Source organism: Leptospira soteropolitanensis, assembly GCF_026151655.1.
Classification (GTDB): Bacteria; Spirochaetota; Leptospiria; order Leptospirales; family Leptospiraceae; genus Leptospira_A; species Leptospira_A soteropolitanensis.
Map to the genome: position 1 here is coordinate 65133 of NZ_JAMQPN010000008.1, position 17273 is coordinate 82405.

The following is a 17273-nucleotide window of genomic DNA, read 5'->3' on the forward strand; positions in this document are numbered from 1 at the left end:
TCCTTTCTCAATTTTACTTTTTTTTTAGTACCGTTTTTTGTGATATTGGTAAAAGTACCAATGATATGAAAACGATATTGCTAAAACTCCGTACTCTACTAACCAAGGATTCCCTCCCTCACGGTGAATTGCAGTTTCCTATTCGATACAAACTCCTTCTTATTACCTCAGTTGTACTGCTAATCTCCATGTCAGGAATCATCTTTCTTGCTTCCTACTTTTTCAGAAAGGATAGTGAGGTTCGAGTAAAAGAAAACAATATCAAGATCAATGAAATTCTTTCTTTAAAAGTTAAATCGGATTTACATTCGATGAAACAAGATGTTCATATCACTGCATCTGCGATTCTAAGAAACCCTAATTCAGCCAATGCCATCGCAAAGGAATTGTTTGATGAGGATCAAAACTTTCTTTTAGTTGGGGCTTATGATGCGAGTCTGAATCCAAAATTTGAAGCACTTAATGATCAGTTTCTTCAAAAATATGATTACCAAAAATCCGAAGTAAAAGAATTACTTCGGAGTATCCAACCTAAATTAAAAAAATCATTTAGCGGAACAACTGTGATTTGGAATGCAAGTCCTCGTTTTCGTCATCCAATCCTTTGTTTGAGTTTTCCACTTTCTGAATCAAAAGATACACAAACTATTCTTGTTACCTTGGTTAAACTTGATAGTTTGTTAGATGCCTTCCAAACATCAGGTCCTGTAGAAACCTTCCTTGTCAGTGAAGACGGAAGTGTACTCGCACATCCAGATGCAAAAGTAGTATTATCCGGTATTAATTTAAATGATCTACCCATTGTGGAACGAATGAAAAAATCAACCGTTGACAATGGTCAGTTCCGTTACGAATCAAAAGACGGTGTTTCCTATTTAGGATCTTTCAAAAAATTAGGACTCGGTGGTGTAGGCGTTATCTCACAAGTACGGGAAGCCAAAATCTTTGAAGAAGTCAATAATATCCAAAAAAGGAATGTTTATATCCTAATTGTTTCACTTGCTCTTTCATTTATCGTAGTTTATATTTTTGCGAAATCTCTTTCAACACCCATTCTGAAACTAGTGGATGCTTCTGAAGAAATTAGGAGAGGAAATTATCATATTGAACTCCATGCTACAACTCATGATGAAATCGGGACTTTGACCAAATCATTCGTAAGTATGGGGCGGGGTTTGGAAGAACGAGAAAAATTAAAAGATTCCTTTGGACGATTTGTCAACCAAGACATTGCAGAAATGGCTGCTAAAGGGAAATTATCTCTTGGTGGACAAAGAAAATACTGCACTATATTTTTTTCTGACATTAGAAGTTTTACAGCCATTTCAGAGAAACTGCAACCAGAAGAAGTGGTTGAATTTTTAAACCAATACATGACAGAAATGGTGAAATGTGTTCAAGAGACGGGTGGTACTGTAGATAAGTTTATTGGTGATGCCATCATGGCGACATGGGGTGCACTCCGAGATTCAAAAAACCATGCCAAACAAACCGTAGAAGCAGCACTTCGGATGCGAGACAAACTCATTGAATTCAATCAGGGAAGAGGTACTGTAAAAAAACCAATCATTCAAATTGGTTGCGGTATTAATACTGGATTTGTGATTGCAGGACAAATTGGAAGTTCGGACAAAATGGAATACACTGTAATTGGAGATTCTGTGAACCTCGCATCAAGAGTGGAGTCTTTAAACAAAGAAACTCATACCGATATTCTCATCACAGAAACCACTTACCAAGAAGTAAAAGCAGATTATAACGTGATGAGTATGGGTGAGATCGAATTAAAAGGTAAATCAAAACCCCAAAAGGTTTATGCAATACTAGGAAGAAAATCTGATCCAAATTGTCCCAAAAACTTAGGTGAGTTACAAAAGTTAGTTGGAATAACTGTGACGAAAAAGGGGAAAAAATGAATTTAGATAAACGTGATCGTCTCGTACTCTTCACCCTTTTAAGTGTCGCGATCCTTTTTACAATTTTATTTTATTTAGATCTAAATCGTAAGATTAGCATTGGAGATCGAGAAGTAGTTGGAACCATCTTTTTCAAAAACAACATTGTGCAACGGAAATTTGAAGACGAAGTCATTTGGGAAAAACTAGAAAATAACAGTGCTCTTACAAATAAAGATACGATTCGATCCGAAGCTTTTTCTGACGCACTCATACGACTAAAAGACGGAACAGAAATTAACATCGACGAAAATTCAATGTTTAACTTGGATTTGACGGGTGAAGAACCAAACTTAGAATTCACCCAAGGATCTCTAGAAGTCAAAAAGAACGATTCACAAAAAAGCCAAATCAAAATCACAAGTTCTGGAAGTGAAATTAACGTTGATTCAGGAAATGTTAAAATAGAACGTTCCAAAGAAAGAGATCTCAGTCTATTTGTCGAAAAAGGAAAAACGACCATCAAAGAAAAAGATGGTAAATCAGTTTCTGTAGAAGAAGGGAAAAAAGCTGAATTCAAAAAGACAGGAATTGAAATCAAAAAAATTCCTGTAGCTTTGGTAGCACCAACATCTCAAAAACTATTTTATGCAGAACCAGAAGAAGTAACAGTCCACTTCCGATGGAAAGTAGAATCCGGATACGAAGATCCTGTTTTGGAAATCTCCAGGTCACCTAATTTCCAACTGACGTTCATTAATGAAAAAGTAGAAGGAACCCAAGCGGACCTACGACTAAAAGAGGGTACTTTTTACTGGAGAATAAAAGTAAAAAGTAAATCAGGAAATGGTAATGAATTTAGTGAGGTTAATAAATTCTTTGTAGCAAAAATGGAATCGTTCCAGGGAGAATCTCCAGAGCAAGGAACGATAATTCCCTATGTCCAAACTTTTCCCTTAGTCACTCTTACTTGGACTAAACTTTCTACTACCAACTCCTATAAGTTGGTGATATCTAATTCCCCAAAACTAACAAACCCAGTAAAAGAATTAGAAACTACAGCAAACCAAATCTCCTATGACGATTTAAAAGAAGGTACTTACTACTGGAAGGTCATAGGCAAATCATCTTTTCCTGACACAAAAGACCGAGAAAGCCAGACTCTTTCCTTTACAATCAAAAAACAGAATTCAATACCTGCACCGAAATGGTTACGACCAACTCCAAACTCAGAAATTTCTGCGGATGAAATTAAACAAAACCAAGCCATTTTGATTTGGGATGGAAATGCAGAATTAAAATCTTACCAATTGAAAATCTTTAAAGACCCAAAATTGGGAAATGTTGTTTTTTCTGAAGAGACAGCTTCTAATTTCCTTGTACCAAATTGGAACCTATTAGGAAAAGGAACACTTTACGCTACTGTGATCGGTAAATCCAAAGAAGGAAAAGAAACAGAATCCTCGACTGTATTAAGTTTTACCTTGGTGGACAAAAAGAAAATTCCAGAACCAGAAGTTGAACCTAAAGACAATAAATTAACAAAATCGGAACCTAAATTAGAAATGATGTCTCCCAATGGAACCATTGTACAAATGAAAGGGAAAACTAGTTTAGATTTCCAATGGAAAGTATCTGGTGTGACAGGTGAAAGGTATGATTTAGTTTTATACCAACACTCAGGAGATAAAAAAACAGCCATATATAAAATTTCGACAAAGGATTTTAAACACTCCTTAAAAGATTTAAGTATCTTAGATGAAGGATCTTTTTCTTGGGATCTCAGTGTGTATAAAGATTCAAGTTTATTACTTTCGAGAAAAGGAAGTTTTATTCTGGCACTGGATCAATTAAAATCTTTAAAACCATCTGATATTGAATTCATTTCTCCGAAACGGTTGTATAAAGAAAAAAGATGAAATTAAATTTGAAACGTGTTTTTATAATATTTGGATTACTCTCTTTTTCTATCGGAGCACAAGACGGGACCAAATTGATCGCTTGGAAACCAATTCCAGATGCTAGTGGTTACCAAATCCAGATCAAAGAAAAAACTGGGAAAATTGTTATCGATAAAAAGATAGATACTCCTTACCAATCCATTGAAGACCTACCATCGGGAGTATATCTCGTAAGGACAGCACCGTTAAACTTATTTAAAAAACCGGCGGTTTGGTCAGCTTGGAAGGATTTGGAAGTGATTCTTTCTGAACCACCTAAAGTTGTGACTGAAGAAGAAAAACCAATCATCCTTCCTAAATCGGAATCTAAAACAGAAAAAACTATTGCGAATGTCACAATTGAAGGGGAACATTTTTTAGATGCTACCAAGGTAGATTTAACAAAGAAAAATGTGGCTCTTCCCATTTTAAGTAAGGAAGTTAAATCATCGGAACGAATTGATTTGAAAGTAGATACGACTGATGCAAAATCAGGTCCCTATGATTTAACAGTGACCAACCCCTACCAAAAGCCAAAGGTGGTTACAAATTTTGTTAAGGTAGAAGAACCAAAACATAGTGAAGATGATGATTCCAAAAAATCTAAAATATCTGTTCCCAAAGGAAAACCATTTCGAGACTATTCTTACGAGGAGATGTTAGCATTCCTCGAAACAGATGTTGCAGTAAACTGCAAAAACACAAAAGTACCGGCGTTAACTCTCAGCGAATGCCACAAAACTTATGTTATATTAAACTTTACTAGTGAAGACAATCAATCGGTATTCGAATTCTACAAACTAATTAACGAAAATGAATCTGATCGAATCAGTGCTTACCAATACTTTGCAAAAAACTGTTCTCCGAAATTTAGGCCAGCGTTCGAAAGAATGGAGCTACAATTGAAAAATCAGAGGAATTTGGACCCAGAGGAAAAACAAACCTTAACCCAAGAATTGGCGAAATTTCGAAATTGTACTAGATAAATTCTTTTTCTTTTGCTTGTAAGGAATCCCATTTTTTAGTCCCATTAGGAGAATGAGATACTCTTTGATTGCCTCGGTTGGAATTACGCTTGTCACAATGCAAGCCCTCCATTCCGAACCATCCGTTCTGAGCCAAAATGTGAAAGAAGTCACAACAAGAATCCAAGATTTGGCTCTTTATCCTACTCTTTCTAAAAAAAGACTCTACGGTGCCGTTTCTAAAGGTGGTGCCATTCGATTTGATTTAAGGGCAGGAGAATCCTCGCCACAATCAATCGGAATTGGGATTGCCACCGATGGAAAATTAAAAGAGTGGGTGCTGACTGTTTATTCCGGTAACGGTCAAAACGAAAATCCTGCCATCTTAAGAAAAGAAAAGATCGAAGGTGAGTCGCAATGGGTTTTCGAACTGTTGGCTCCACCGGAAGAAATCACAGTGGAAATTCAAAATCTAAATTCAGATTCTCCGGTCACTGTAGTGGAAATTGTACACGGATATTATTACGGATACTCAGTGGATAAAGAAAACAATACCAAACCACAACCACAAAATCCAACAAAACCTAATCCGACAGACCCTGAAAAACTTTCACCTAACGATGTACAGAATCGGACAGAATTTTATCGAGCTCCTTTTACAAAGGACTGAAGTAAATTCTTAAAGATAAAATCCGTATATTCATCGTAACAAGTCGGTGACATATGTCCTGCATCGCTGAAATTGTTGCAGGTATAATTTGGGTCATCGTTCATATTCCAAAAAGGCACTCCGTTTTGTTTATGGTATTCGACTATTCTAGGATACCAATCGTGATACACCGTATCTTCCTTTCCATCACCCACAGATACTTTTAGATTTCGAATATGGTCCATATAAGGTAAAGATAAGCGTACCCAAATCACCGCAGAAGGAACGCCTAATTGTTTTGCCAGTTCTAAGGATTGATTTGTAAAACTTAAAATGTTCTCAGAAAATCTAAAGGGAACCAAATAAGAATGGAAGTCTCCAATGGCAGATTTTTTCAATAACTCAAGCGGGAGTACAGACTGGTGAGTTCCTGGTGTCATAGCAGAACCCTTTCCCCTATTCAAATTAGCCATTAAACTATTACGTAATTCACGATAGGGGTATAAAAATGATTCTTTATTTTTAGCCCTAGTAATGATTACCTCTAATTTAGGACGATATTGATACGCACGAAACATACGTTTTGCGATTAATGTAGAAATATCATCTGTCGAAAATAGGGAAAAATGTTTTAATACGAAAGATACGTTAAGGCCATTCGTTAAAGTTTCATCTACCTTTAAAGTAGCTGCCGAATTATACATTTCCACGGAATGATCGAACAAAAAGAAATCTGGCCTAACGTTGTCTTTGTGGAACTCTTCCATCCATTGTAATACATAATCGGGTTTACCGCCGGGAACAGAAAAATTAAACATCACCCAACCTGGATACTTTTTATGGATGTATTCATTATCAAACAACAAAGCACGAGAATTACCAAAGTATACTAATACCTTGTCTCTCTCCTTATTGGAAAGATAAACCTTTAAATCTTCATATAACTGGCGTTTTTGTATATAATTAATATCAGAAAGAGATTTTGAAAAGTAAGTATGAACATTTTCAAGAAGCAAAAGTTTATCCAAACAAAATGTAAGGAATACAACAACAAACGGGACAAGTAAATATCTGTTACGAATTAAATCCACAATGTCTCCTAAAAACGATAATAGATAAATTCTCCGCCATCTTGTGAAAGAGTGGCGAGAAGGAAAATTGTAATAATACCAAGAACTGGAACAAGCCAAACATCATGTTTGCGAATTCGTTCCCAAAACTCTGGAACATATTGTATATGGTGGAAAAATAACAAAGCAATGGATGTATAAAAAATTCGTTCCAAATTCTCAATATGTTGGAATCGAAAAGAAGATCCCTGCCCAAATAAAGATGTAGCAGGAAGTAACCATTCGTTTGATCCACCAATAAACATATTCTCCAAACTATGAGAAAAGTGAGTAAAAATTCCGTAAAAATGATCCACCATATTTGTAGCATTATTCGAACGAAACATTAACCCGGAAATCGAAAACAAAATGAAAACGATGACGGCTTTCATCACTATCAAGAATTTATTTTTTTGTGGGGTTAGTTTCCAACCAAGATTGTCTTCAAAGTATCTTTCCCCCGCAAGAATCACACCCCAATAAAAACCCCAACAAATAAAGGTATAATCAGCACCATGCCAGAACCCCCCAAGAGTCATAATGATGATGAGATTTAAGTAAGTACGAAGTTCGCCTTTGCGAGAACCACCGAGTGGAAAATATATATAATCCCTTAACCAAAAAGATAAGGTAATATGCCAACGTTTCCAAAGCTCCCGTCCAGAGGTTGAGAAAAAAGGAGCCTTAAAGTTTTCAGGAGTTTCAAATCCTAAAAATAATGCAACTGACCTTGCCATGTCAGTGAGTCCAGAAAAATCACTATAAACTTGGATGGAATAACAAACTCCTGCAATGAATAAAGAAAAAGAATCGTATTCAGCAGGAGAACCAAACACAGGTGAGATGGTGAGTGACATCGGATCTGCTACGAGAACTTTTTTTACAAGGCCGGACATGAGCAAATAAGAAGCACGATACATCTTTTCTTTGCTCGGAGTTAACTTTTCCAAGTTAGGAAAAAAATCAGTCATTCTCATGATCGGTCCAGCAATGAGAACAGGAAAAAATGCAACAAACAAAAAGTAGTCTTCTACCTTTACAATTGGTTTAGAAGAATCGCGATATGTATCAACAGCAGCAGCTATGACTTGAAAAGTATAAAAACTGATCGCAAGCGGCAGGGCAATATGAATGAGGTCAGGAACCTGTTTGAAAAACGGATAATTAGTTAAATCAGCAAGAACCTTGCTAAAAAAATATATATATTTAAAAAACCCTAAATTGATTAGGTTGAGAGATACGGTAAGCCCTATCCAAAACTTTGTGGGAGTGGATCTAATTTTTCGGTAAAGCAGATAGTTGATGGCAATGACGGTCAAAAAGTGGAATGTCAAAGCCAAAGAAAAGTAGGCGTAAAAACTAATCCCTGCAAGTAAAAGGAAATACTTTCGAAATACTCTGGGAATGGCCCAATAGAGCAAATATACGACGGAAAAAAAGATTAAGAATGGGATTGAGTTGAACAACATATCAAGGAAGGAATTGTCTCTCCCAGTAATCGGTTTCCGAACTTGGTGTCAATCCTTCTTTCAAGTGGTTAAACTCCGATTCGTCCTCTTCCGCTTCCTGTTTTAGCCAGTCTGTGTAAAATTCCTCCGAAGTCATTCGTTTGGCTCGAAGTCTTCTGGCAAAGCTTATGATCTCCTTATCAGAAGATACCACCAAACATTGCGAAGGTATTGGACATAAGTTTAGATATCCAATGATCAAGTCATCTGCTTTTTTTTCATGACTGTAATGGATAGAAAACTCACCCCAATCTTCTGAATAACAATCAGAGGTAATATCCTTTTTTCCGTCAAAAAATACTAAAATTTTAGAATGTTTATTCTTAATAAAGTAGCGTTTTAGATGCAGAAGTAAGCCATCCCTGGCATCTTGTAGACGGTATTCCCCCAAACAAAAAGCCAAATCAGGAAATTTATACATTAGATTCATCCCGTCGATCAGGATTCTCTCAATTACGGGCACAACTCTATTGAAACCACTTGCCAGATTCGCTTAAACCAAAAAAACGTAAACATGGGGAAAAAAATAATCATCGTCGGTGCCTCTAGTGGGATCGGAAAAGCCATAGCAGAAGCTGAATTGAATGCAGGGAATTCTGTAGTCCTTTTAGCCAGAAGGGAAAAATCCCTCGAATCCATATCCAAAAAAGCCAATTCAGGAAAAGAGAAAAGAGCCTACCCTTTGGTATTTGATGTGACAAAGTTTTCCACAGCAGAAAAAACTTTTAGTAAGGCAGTGAGTTTACTCGGTGGAGTGGACGAAGTGTATTTTGCTTCTGGTGTAATGCCAGAAATTTCTCCTAACGAATACAATACGACCAAAGACTTGGAAATGTTAAACGTGAATTTATTAGGGGCAGTTGCTTTTTTAAATCCAGTTGCCACTTATTTCACAAAACAAAAGTCAGGTAAAATAATCGGAATTTCTTCCATTGCAGGAGAACGTGGCAGAAAAGGAAATCCTGTATATAATACTTCTAAAGCTGCACTTAATACTTACCTAGAAGCACTTCGCAATCGGTTGTCTGAGTCAAATGTGCAAGTAACAACGATTAAACCAGGATTCGTTCTAACAGAAATGACAAAAGGTCTCAAACTCCCAGAAAAAGGATTACTAAAGGCTATTACCGCAGAAGAAGCCGCAGAGAGGATTCGCAATATCGTAGCTAGCGGTAAAGATGAAGCTTTTGTTCCTGGAATTTGGGCCCTTGTCGGTATTATCATTCGTAACATTCCGAATTTCATTTTTAAAAAACTGAGTATATAATATGGTCGCAAAAAAAACAAAATCCATTCCTGAGATTAAAGTTCCTAAAAAGGAAAAAGTAGAAGCATGGGGAATGAGTTCTTATTCTCTGTCACCTGTTTTCCGTCCAGAATCAGAAGAGGAAATTAAGGAACTATTTGTTTGGGCTAATCAGACTGGCACAAAGATTGCGTTACGCGGCGGCGGTTGCAGTTATGGTGACGCTTCTACAAACACAGAGGGAGTTGTTTTAGATCTTACTCGTTTCAATAAAGTTTTAGATTTTAATTTGAAAACGGGTGTAATGACTGTACAATCTGGTGCAAGGATCAAAGATCTTTGGGAAACCGGAATCGAAAATGGTTTTTGGCCACCAGTGGTTTCTGGAACTATGATGCCAACTCTTGGCGGCGCACTTTCGATGAATATTCACGGAAAAAACAACTTCAAGGTGGGTACGATTGGCGAACACATCAAAGAGTTTACTTTCCTAACTGCCAAAGGTGATATTTTAGTTTGTTCTCCTAAAAAAAATACAGATCTGTTTTATTCGGCTATTTCCGGCTTTGGAATGTTAGGTTGTTTTTTAACGGTTCAAATCAAAATGAAACCAATTTATGCAGGAAAAATGAAAATTGATCCAGTGTACGTAAGAAACTTCGATGAATTATTCACTTATTTCGAAGAACATTACAAAACTTCTGATTATTTAGTTGGTTGGATTGATGCCTTTGCTTCTGGAAAATCTATGGGTAGAGGCCAAATCCACAAAGCTACCAATCTAAAAGAAGGAGAAGATCCTGACTTTCCTGGCAACTGTTTACTCGAAAGACAACACCTGCCCTCTCGCCTATTCTATGTAATTCCCAAAAAATGGATGTGGATCCTTATGCGTCCCTTTAGCTTTAATTTTGGGATGAGGCTCATCAATTTGGCAAAGTGTATTGCAAGTATTCTTGTGAACAATAAAGCCTATTACCAAGGCCATGCAGAATATGCATTCCTTTTAGACTATGTTCCTAATTGGAAGTTTGTTTACAAACCTGGTGCGATGATCCAATACCAAGTGTTTATTCCAAAAGAAAACGCCAAACAAGCATTTCGTGAGATTTTTACCATTTGCCAAGAACGTGGGATCGTGAATTATCTTTCAGTTTTCAAAAAACACAAACCAGATCCATTTTTACTTACCCACGCTGTGGATGGATTTTCTATGGCAATGGACTTCCCTGTCACCAAAGGAAACAGAGAAAAACTCTGGGCACTTTGTAGAGAAATGGATGAGATTGTTTTAAAACACAAAGGAAGATTTTATTTTGCAAAAGACTCCACTCTTCGCAAACGAGTGATGGAATCCTATTTTCCTAAAGACAATCTCAAACGTTTCTATTCTCTTAAGAAAAAGTATGATCCAAAAGGAATCTTACAAACCGATCTTTACAAACGAGTGTTTTTAACAGAAAATTAAATTACGAACAGACCTTAAAAAATAAAAACTAATTTTTTTAGATTTTGATGCGAGGAATTTTACCACTCCTCGCTAACATTTAAACGAACATTATGTGAAAAAACAAATAACCAATTGTATATGTTCATTCCACTAAATATTCATCCGTCGGTATAAAAAATAAGCAGCAGAAGTAAAAATCACTGGAGTCATCCACATACCAATCCAAATCGGTAATGCTCCGTTCTCTGCCAAAGTTTTAGCAGTCGAATTCAAAATATAGTATAACAATACAACGGCAATGGTTAGACCAAGGCTTGCCACACCTGCCGAACGTTTTGTGATAGCACCGGCTAGGGCACCTAGTGCCACAACAACAAAAGACATAAGCGGCATTGCAAAAGCCATATGTTGTTGGACTATGACATTGCGGAAGGGAATTCCTTTTGTGATTCTAGATTGTATTTCATCAGCCAATTCAAAAAAATTCATCTCTTCTGGATTGCGAATTGGTTTAGAAAAGTAAGCTAAATCCTCAGGGAAGTCATAAGTTTTTTCTGGGTATTTAATCCGGGACACAAGTTCCAAGTTTTCATTGAACCGAACTTCTTCTGCATCATACAATACCCAACTATGCGGGGATGGAATGAACTTTGCCTTTTGCGATGATACTGTATATGTGGGATGTCCATCCGGCGTAATTTCGATATAATTGAATCCACCTTTCACAGTGTTTTCTTTTTCATCGATCCAATAGACGTAATAAAATCCTTTTTTTCCTTTGATATGCAATTGGTAGACAAAATCGATCAAACGATTAGAACCCTTTGCCATAATGCTATATTCGATTTGGGCCTTTTTGTTTGCAGGTATCACTATAGATTGTCCAAACAAAGTCATAATGAGCCACATAGAAATTCCAAAAAACAAAATGGGGGTAATGATGCGAATGAACGAAACGCCTGCCACCATCATCGCCACAAGCTCTTTGTTTACGCTAAATTGACCAATGACAAAACAAACCGAAAACATAAGTGCCGGTGCAACAACCTGGTCCACCATCGATGGTAAGGAATACAATACATGTAAATACACATGAGCTTGATTAACTTTGGAAGACACCAAATACTTCATCACATCTGTGAATTTATAAATCACAATCATAGATGTTAACATGATGAGAGTTCCAATAAAGGTTTTGAAAAAATCTAAAAATAAATAGCGGTCTAATGTTCTAAAAGGGATGAATTCCTTTTTGAACCAAATAAATGGAGTTAAGAACAAATTCATAAAATTTCCAAAAGTAACATACTCATATCGTCGGAAATTCGTTTTGCCGAAAATGACATGGAGTCCTCATATAGAGCATTTAAAAAATCTTCACCTTTTTTGTCAGAATGATTTTTTATGGAAGAGAGTAAATGTTCGTCTCCGTATATTTCTCCAGCCTCATTAAAAACTTCTAAAATTCCATCAGAATAGAGTAAAATACGGTCTCCAGAATTAGGTGTGATCGTAAAATCTTTTAAATTAGGTTTTAAATAGGAAACAATCAAAGTCCCCATCCCTTCCATAAACTTTGGATCAGAATTTTTTTCTATTCTGACAAGGGGTGGATGGCCCGCAATGGAATAACGAATTTCTTTAGTATCAGTATCCAAAAATAATACACAAGCACTAATATGATTTCCTGGAACTAGCGCTTGCAAGTCGGTATGAATTGATTTTAAGCAGTGAGAGGGCTCACTTTGGTTTCCGTGAATTTTAAATGCAAGAACTGCCATTGCCGAAACCATTGCGGAAGCAATTCCATGTCCAGAAACATCGGCAAAAAAAAGAGCTAATTTCCCATCTGTTCTTTCTAAATAACTAATGGCATCGCCACCTACTTGTCCAAAGGATCGAAAAAAAGAATGTAAGCGAACTGCTTTTGTTTTTGGCCACTCAGTAGTTACTAAATTAGATTGGGTTTCATTTGCTAAATCGAGTTCATTTAACATACGATCCTGAAACCCTTTGAGCTGAGATTCTGAAATTCTAAGTTTTTCAACAGAACTCAGCCGAATATTGAGTGTTAAATAAGAAACAAGAGCCGGTGTAATAATAGCAGAAAGGTATAAAGATAAATCCACTTGAGGTTCTTTTGTATAAATACCGATAATGATACCTGCAGAAGTGACTGTTCCTAAATAAGAGACAAGAGAGCGACGATCAACAAAACTTACTCCAATACAAGAAAGAACTAAAATCATTCCTACCAGATAACCAATATAAAGCGAATTCCAATACAAAAGAATGAGAGAATGTGCACTCATTGAGTAAAAGAAATATAGCATAATAGATTGGATTCGGTTCCGAACCCAATCTGAGAAATAAGTTGCAATGAAAAATCCCAAAGTAACAGATGCATGTAAAATGCGAATCCATTTAGGATCATACAATCCTAACTCAACAGTAGGTGCAAAAATTCCAAAACCTATAAAACTAAAAAAAACAATGAGGCAAATTCTTGAAATTTTCATTACCTCATCATCTAGTTTGAATCGATCTTGAATTGATTGTTTGATCATACTAAATTATTAGATCCAAATTTTGTTTTAAAATGTTCAGGAAGGGCCGATGGTTTTTGTAATTCGAAATCAAACCAAACAAAAGCAGCATTTCCTGTTAATACGCATTCTTCATTCTCATTCCACATAGAACAAATCACTGTGAAAGCCCGAGAAGAAATGGATTCCACCTCTAAGGTGATTTCTAAAGTAGCCGGAAAAACTACTTGTTTGCGATAATCCATATCGAGATGTGTTAGTACAGGGCCAGCTTTCACTGGTTTTAATGGAGAGTCCCACAATCCTTCTTTTGTAAAATAATCCGCTCTTGCAGATTCAAAATATCTAACATACGTAACATTGTTTACGTGACCGAAAGCATCCATCTCACCCCAAACAACTTGTTGGATGAATTTGTGTTTATATTTGATTGGTTTTGGCATGTTTTGTTACCGAACTTCAAATAAAGAAAGAGATAAAACTTTATTATCTCTATCTTTTACTTGCAAACGATATTCTCCCTTCTTTGGTTCCCAGAGGTAAGGACCTCCGGCAGACCCAATCTTTTCATCATTTAAATAATAAAAATACGAAACATCGTAAGAACTGAAAGTAAAGAGGATTTTTTGATGCCCCAAAGGAATATCAGGATCCAATGCAAAGATACTTCCATTCACAGGTGTAAGAATTCTTGTCGCCTTTGTTTTCTCAATTCCACTCTCCTTAGACAAGGGAGAAAGGGAGATTGTATCTGATGAAATTCCTCCATCGGGCTTTTTTAATTTGGAACCAATAGTTTCATGTAATAAATCCATAGTCTCTCGCCAAACAGGAGCGGCACCTGTAATCCCCGATACATCGAGCATTGGAGCTCCCGTAGGATTTCCTACCCAAACTCCTACGGTAAAAACTTCCGAATAACCAATACACCAATTGTCCCTCATGTCTTGACTAGTTCCCGTTTTGACAGATGTATAATATGCAGTAGATAAAAAATTATCCCAACCAAATCCAAGTGACCTAGCTTCCCTATCCGAAAGGATTTCGGACACCATGTAACTTGTTTTAGGTGAAAAAATTCGTCTAGAGTTTGAGGAAACATCTGAAAGATCAAATTTTAATTCAGAATAATTACCACCATTGGCTAAGGTTCGATACGCATTCGTCAATTCCAAAAGAGAGATATCAGCCGTACCAAGTGCCAAAGAGGGTCCATAAAACTCTGGATACCGAAGGCCGGTGATTCCAAGTCGTTCTAATACCAGAATGAACTCATTGATATCAAGAAAGGACAAAGCACGAATAGCAGGAATATTTAAAGAAGAACCAAGACTTTCGCGAACTGTCACATTGCCCTTATACGATTTGTCATAGTTTAACGGCCGATAGATTCCTTGGTAAACAGGAATGCCCACAGGAGAATCGGAAAGAATAGATTCGGGTGTCAGTTTATTTTCTTCAAAGTTCTCCGCATAAACAAAAGGTTTTAAGGTAGAACCAACTTGTCTTTTGCTTCGAATGAGATCTAGTTTGGATACAGAACTTTCTTCCCCAATATTGGGAACATAAACTAAAACTTGACCCGTGCGATTATCGATCACAATCACAGACCCATCTTTTACATTTTTATTTGTTAGGGTTTTTACGTTGCGTTTTAGAATCTCTTCTACTTTTCTTTGAAAGTGTAAGGATAAAGATGAATTAAATTGTGAACTTAAATTAACATCTTCATTAATTTTTTTCTCAAAAGAAAAATCCAAAATTGTTTTAGTAAACAGAGGAACAAAAGATGGGAATTGGGGATAATCTAAATTTCGAAATAAACTTTCCCTGACAAATAGGGATATAGATTCACAATCACTGGCACCGTCTCTTTCTTTTTTTAACAAACAAACTCGTTTCACAATTCTTTCAATAGAGCTTTGGGGGGAACGAATGAGTGCCGCAAGCAAATAGGATTCGTTAGGTGTAAGTGCTTCAGCAGATTTTCGAAATAGTCCCTTACTTGCTGAAGAGATTCCTTTTAATTCTCCTCTGAAATAAATCAAATTGATATAAGCGGTAAATATCTCTTCTTTGGTCCAAGAATCTTCTAATTCCACTGCTCTCTGGATCTGTTTTAATTTCTGAAAGACCGTCTTTCGTTTGGAAGCAGAGGATTTTAGGTCTGGATCCAAAAGAGAAACTAGTTGCATGGTAATAGTGGATGCGCCACGTAAAGAAGGTCCCGTAAGGTTTTCCCAAAATGATGAAATTAGCGCATTGGAATCAATTCCTTTATGTTCAAAGAATCGTTTGTCCTCTGCATGAACTACCGAATCGATTAGAAACTTGGGTAGTCTCTCGTATTCTGTCCACTCTTCTGACCGGTAATCATTTCGAATTCTGTATCTTTGAATGAGCTCTCCACTCCGATCAAACACTTGTATGTCGGAAGGAAGATACGCCGACTTGACATCCTTGTAAGTTGGCAAAGACCAAAGAGTGGAACTACAAAAAAGAAATCCTATGCTGAATAAAAAAGAAATGAGTCTATTTCTTATGAATCCAAAAAAGGAATTTTTTGTTTTACCGATCAGAAGTCTCGGCATCTTCATAACCAGTTTCAATGATAAAGTGACTACCATACTCTCTTACTTTATGCGGGAGATCTGTCCAAATTTTAGCAGTGGGTTGGTGTTCCGGTATTTGGCATAAAATTAAAAACGGTTTTTGTAAGGATAAACAAAAGGCGTATAAACCTTCTAACATCTCTTTCATTCTAGCGGGTGTTTCCGACCAATATGTATAAGGTGGATCCAGATAAAAGATATAAGCTAATTCTTCTCCCAAATCCCACTTTAGCGCATGTTTGGTTGCATCTTTTCTAAATAATTGGACTTCGGCAAGTCCTCGAAAAAGAGAATGAAGTTGTCTAAATCGAGTTTGGTCTAATTCATAAGTGAGTAGTCTTTTCACGGAAAGGCTATAAGCTTCCGCAGAAATTTGTCCACTACCCGCAAAATAATCACAGAATAAAACTGAATCAAAACCTAGGCCCCAAGAAAGCAGGCGAGAATCCATGAGAGAAAATATAGCTTTTTTTACGAGGCTATTGGTGAAATTCAAATGTCCCGATACATCGGGAGGCGTTGGAATTTCTTTCCCCTTCCACTTACCTTGTGATACTCGTAACCCTTTCATTTATTTCCCCGAAGATTTAAGTTCTTCCAATTGCGATAACACATGTTTGGAGGGAGAGTTCGACTCAATTTCTGCAAAGACCTTTCTAGCTTCTGATTCATTTTTTAAATCCAAAAGACCAAGTCCGTATAAAAGGAGGGCATCATTGTATTTGGGACTTTGTTTCCCCGATTTTTGGAAATCCTTTCCCCACTCAATGAGTAAATCTGACTCTCCAAATACAAGAGCACGTTCCATAAATAAATAAATGGCGTTCCAATAGTGAACCGACAATCGAAAATTAGGTGGAGGATCACGAACCACCTTTGCCTTGAGCTGGGCCCAATTCTCTTCTGTGGAAACGTAGAGAAAAAAAATCCGGGGATCCTTCTCTGCATCCGATCCATTTAAATATTGTAAGGACTGTTTGGAGACAGTGGCGTAATTTCCTTTTTTAAATTCTATATAGAGGGTTGAAAAACCAGAGGCTTCGCCCCAAAGGAACGAAGGTAGAATCAAAAAACCAAAAATATACTGAAAATAAGACAAATTACAGTTCGGTGATATTCGAAGATCCGCACATAGGACAGATCAATTCCCAAGAATCGAGGTATTCGTCCTCCCCCTCGGCTTCCCAACGGTGGTCACAATCCTCACAAGCATACGTTACGACGTCTTCGTTGAGGCTATCTGCATCGAATTCGTCATCATCTAAAAAGTCATCTTCCATACCCTTCACACTAAATCACAAAGAAAAAGCCGTGTCAAGTGGGGAGGGCAAAAAAAAATGGGAACAAACGATG

The 17273-nt window shown here is 36.8% G+C and carries 16 protein-coding genes; 6 read left to right on the forward strand and 10 right to left on the reverse strand.

The genetic code is table 11. The annotated features are described in order from the left end of the window. The first annotated feature begins 65 nt into the window (after positions 1-65). Genes ND811_RS15440 through ND811_RS15455 form a run of 4 tightly spaced genes read left to right on the forward strand, consistent with a single transcriptional unit; the run spans position 66 to position 5470 of the window. Positions 66-1916: an adenylate/guanylate cyclase domain-containing protein gene (locus tag ND811_RS15440; RefSeq protein WP_265352933.1), complete on the forward strand. Its 1851-nt coding sequence runs from the start codon at positions 66-68 to the stop codon at positions 1914-1916. Beyond that, positions 1913-3814 carry a FecR domain-containing protein gene (locus ND811_RS15445; protein WP_265352932.1) on the forward strand — a complete coding sequence of 634 codons (1902 nt, stop codon included), beginning with the start codon at positions 1913-1915 and terminating at the stop codon, positions 3812-3814. Before ND811_RS15440 ends, ND811_RS15445 begins: the two co-directional genes overlap by 4 nt. After that, complete coding sequence (locus ND811_RS15450) at positions 3811-4821, forward strand: hypothetical protein (RefSeq protein ID WP_265352931.1); 1011 nt, start codon at positions 3811-3813, stop codon at positions 4819-4821. The genes ND811_RS15445 and ND811_RS15450 overlap by 4 nt, the downstream gene beginning before the upstream one ends. 52 nt (positions 4822-4873) lie before the next feature. Continuing rightward, positions 4874-5470, forward strand: a complete 597-nt coding sequence (locus tag ND811_RS15455) for a hypothetical protein (protein WP_265352930.1) — start codon at positions 4874-4876, stop codon at positions 5468-5470. Here the strand turns inward: ND811_RS15455 and ND811_RS15460 are convergent. The 3 genes from ND811_RS15460 to ND811_RS15470 are packed head-to-tail and all read right to left on the reverse strand — an operon-like array spanning position 5443 to position 8529. Beyond that, entirely contained in the window at positions 5443-6540 is a 1098-nt protein-coding gene (locus ND811_RS15460; RefSeq protein ID WP_265352929.1) for a DUF1574 domain-containing protein, read from the reverse strand. The genes ND811_RS15455 and ND811_RS15460 overlap by 28 nt on opposite strands. Positions 6541-6548: 8 nt before the next feature. Next, positions 6549-8027, reverse strand: coding sequence for an MBOAT family O-acyltransferase (locus tag ND811_RS15465; protein WP_265352928.1), 1479 nt, complete (start codon positions 8025-8027; stop codon positions 6549-6551). A 1-nt stretch (position 8028) separates the two neighbouring features. Next, positions 8029-8529 carry an NYN domain-containing protein gene (locus ND811_RS15470; protein WP_265352927.1) on the reverse strand — a complete coding sequence of 167 codons (501 nt, stop codon included), beginning with the start codon at positions 8527-8529 and terminating at the stop codon, positions 8029-8031. 51 nt (positions 8530-8580) lie between these two features. On the opposite strand from ND811_RS15470, the gene ND811_RS15475 reads away from it, so the two are divergent. Then, positions 8581-9333, forward strand: a complete 753-nt coding sequence (locus tag ND811_RS15475; RefSeq protein ID WP_265352926.1) for an SDR family NAD(P)-dependent oxidoreductase — start codon at positions 8581-8583, stop codon at positions 9331-9333. Between the two features lies 1 nt (position 9334). Further along, positions 9335-10780: an FAD-binding oxidoreductase gene (locus ND811_RS15480; RefSeq protein WP_265352925.1), complete on the forward strand. Its 1446-nt coding sequence runs from the start codon at positions 9335-9337 to the stop codon at positions 10778-10780. A gap of 132 nt (positions 10781-10912) precedes the next feature. Here the strand turns inward: ND811_RS15480 and ND811_RS15485 are convergent, their stop codons facing one another. Genes ND811_RS15485 through ND811_RS15515 form a run of 7 tightly spaced genes read right to left on the reverse strand, consistent with a single transcriptional unit; the run spans position 10913 to position 17200 of the window. Then, a complete protein-coding gene (locus ND811_RS15485; RefSeq protein WP_265352924.1) occupies positions 10913-12049 on the reverse strand; it encodes an LptF/LptG family permease in 1137 nt (378 codons plus the stop codon). Then, positions 12046-13329 (reverse strand): PP2C family protein-serine/threonine phosphatase, encoded by a 1284-nt coding sequence (locus ND811_RS15490; RefSeq protein WP_265352923.1) that lies wholly within the window; start codon positions 13327-13329, stop codon positions 12046-12048. The genes ND811_RS15485 and ND811_RS15490 overlap by 4 nt, the downstream gene beginning before the upstream one ends. Continuing rightward, positions 13326-13751: an acyl-CoA thioesterase gene (locus ND811_RS15495; protein WP_265352922.1), complete on the reverse strand. Its 426-nt coding sequence runs from the start codon at positions 13749-13751 to the stop codon at positions 13326-13328. The genes ND811_RS15490 and ND811_RS15495 overlap by 4 nt, the downstream gene beginning before the upstream one ends. A gap of 6 nt (positions 13752-13757) precedes the next feature. Continuing rightward, positions 13758-15899 (reverse strand): penicillin-binding protein 1C, encoded by a 2142-nt coding sequence (pbpC, locus tag ND811_RS15500; protein WP_407658916.1) that lies wholly within the window; start codon positions 15897-15899, stop codon positions 13758-13760. After that, on the reverse strand, positions 15877-16491 hold the full coding sequence (locus ND811_RS15505) for an RsmD family RNA methyltransferase (protein WP_265352920.1): 615 nt from the start codon (positions 16489-16491) through the stop codon (positions 15877-15879). The genes pbpC and ND811_RS15505 overlap by 23 nt, the downstream gene beginning before the upstream one ends. After that, complete coding sequence (locus ND811_RS15510) at positions 16492-17019, reverse strand: hypothetical protein (protein ID WP_265361198.1); 528 nt, start codon at positions 17017-17019, stop codon at positions 16492-16494. Position 17020: 1 nt separating this feature from the next. Next, complete coding sequence (locus tag ND811_RS15515) at positions 17021-17200, reverse strand: hypothetical protein (RefSeq protein WP_004787310.1); 180 nt, start codon at positions 17198-17200, stop codon at positions 17021-17023. Between the last annotated feature and the right edge of the window lie 73 nt (positions 17201-17273).

Excerpts from the sequence above, each read along its gene's own strand:
- ND811_RS15440 (WP_265352933.1), top strand. The coding sequence starts at position 66 with ATGAAAACGATATTGCTAAAACTCCGTACTCTACTAACCAAGGATTCC.
- ND811_RS15445 (WP_265352932.1), top strand. The coding sequence starts at position 1,913 with ATGAATTTAGATAAACGTGATCGTCTCGTACTCTTCACCCTTTTAAGT.
- ND811_RS15450 (WP_265352931.1), top strand. The coding sequence starts at position 3,811 with ATGAAATTAAATTTGAAACGTGTTTTTATAATATTTGGATTACTCTCT.
- ND811_RS15455 (WP_265352930.1), top strand. The coding sequence starts at position 4,874 with ATGAGATACTCTTTGATTGCCTCGGTTGGAATTACGCTTGTCACAATG.
- ND811_RS15465 (WP_265352928.1), bottom strand. The coding sequence starts at position 8,027 with ATGTTGTTCAACTCAATCCCATTCTTAATCTTTTTTTCCGTCGTATAT.
- ND811_RS15475 (WP_265352926.1), top strand. The coding sequence starts at position 8,581 with ATGGGGAAAAAAATAATCATCGTCGGTGCCTCTAGTGGGATCGGAAAA.
- ND811_RS15480 (WP_265352925.1), top strand. The coding sequence starts at position 9,335 with ATGGTCGCAAAAAAAACAAAATCCATTCCTGAGATTAAAGTTCCTAAA.
- ND811_RS15485 (WP_265352924.1), bottom strand. The coding sequence starts at position 12,049 with ATGAATTTGTTCTTAACTCCATTTATTTGGTTCAAAAAGGAATTCATC.
- ND811_RS15490 (WP_265352923.1), bottom strand. The coding sequence starts at position 13,329 with ATGATCAAACAATCAATTCAAGATCGATTCAAACTAGATGATGAGGTA.
- ND811_RS15495 (WP_265352922.1), bottom strand. The coding sequence starts at position 13,751 with ATGCCAAAACCAATCAAATATAAACACAAATTCATCCAACAAGTTGTT.
- pbpC (WP_407658916.1), bottom strand. The coding sequence starts at position 15,899 with ATGCCGAGACTTCTGATCGGTAAAACAAAAAATTCCTTTTTTGGATTC.
- ND811_RS15505 (WP_265352920.1), bottom strand. The coding sequence starts at position 16,491 with ATGAAAGGGTTACGAGTATCACAAGGTAAGTGGAAGGGGAAAGAAATT.
- ND811_RS15515 (WP_004787310.1), bottom strand. The coding sequence starts at position 17,200 with ATGGAAGATGACTTTTTAGATGATGACGAATTCGATGCAGATAGCCTC.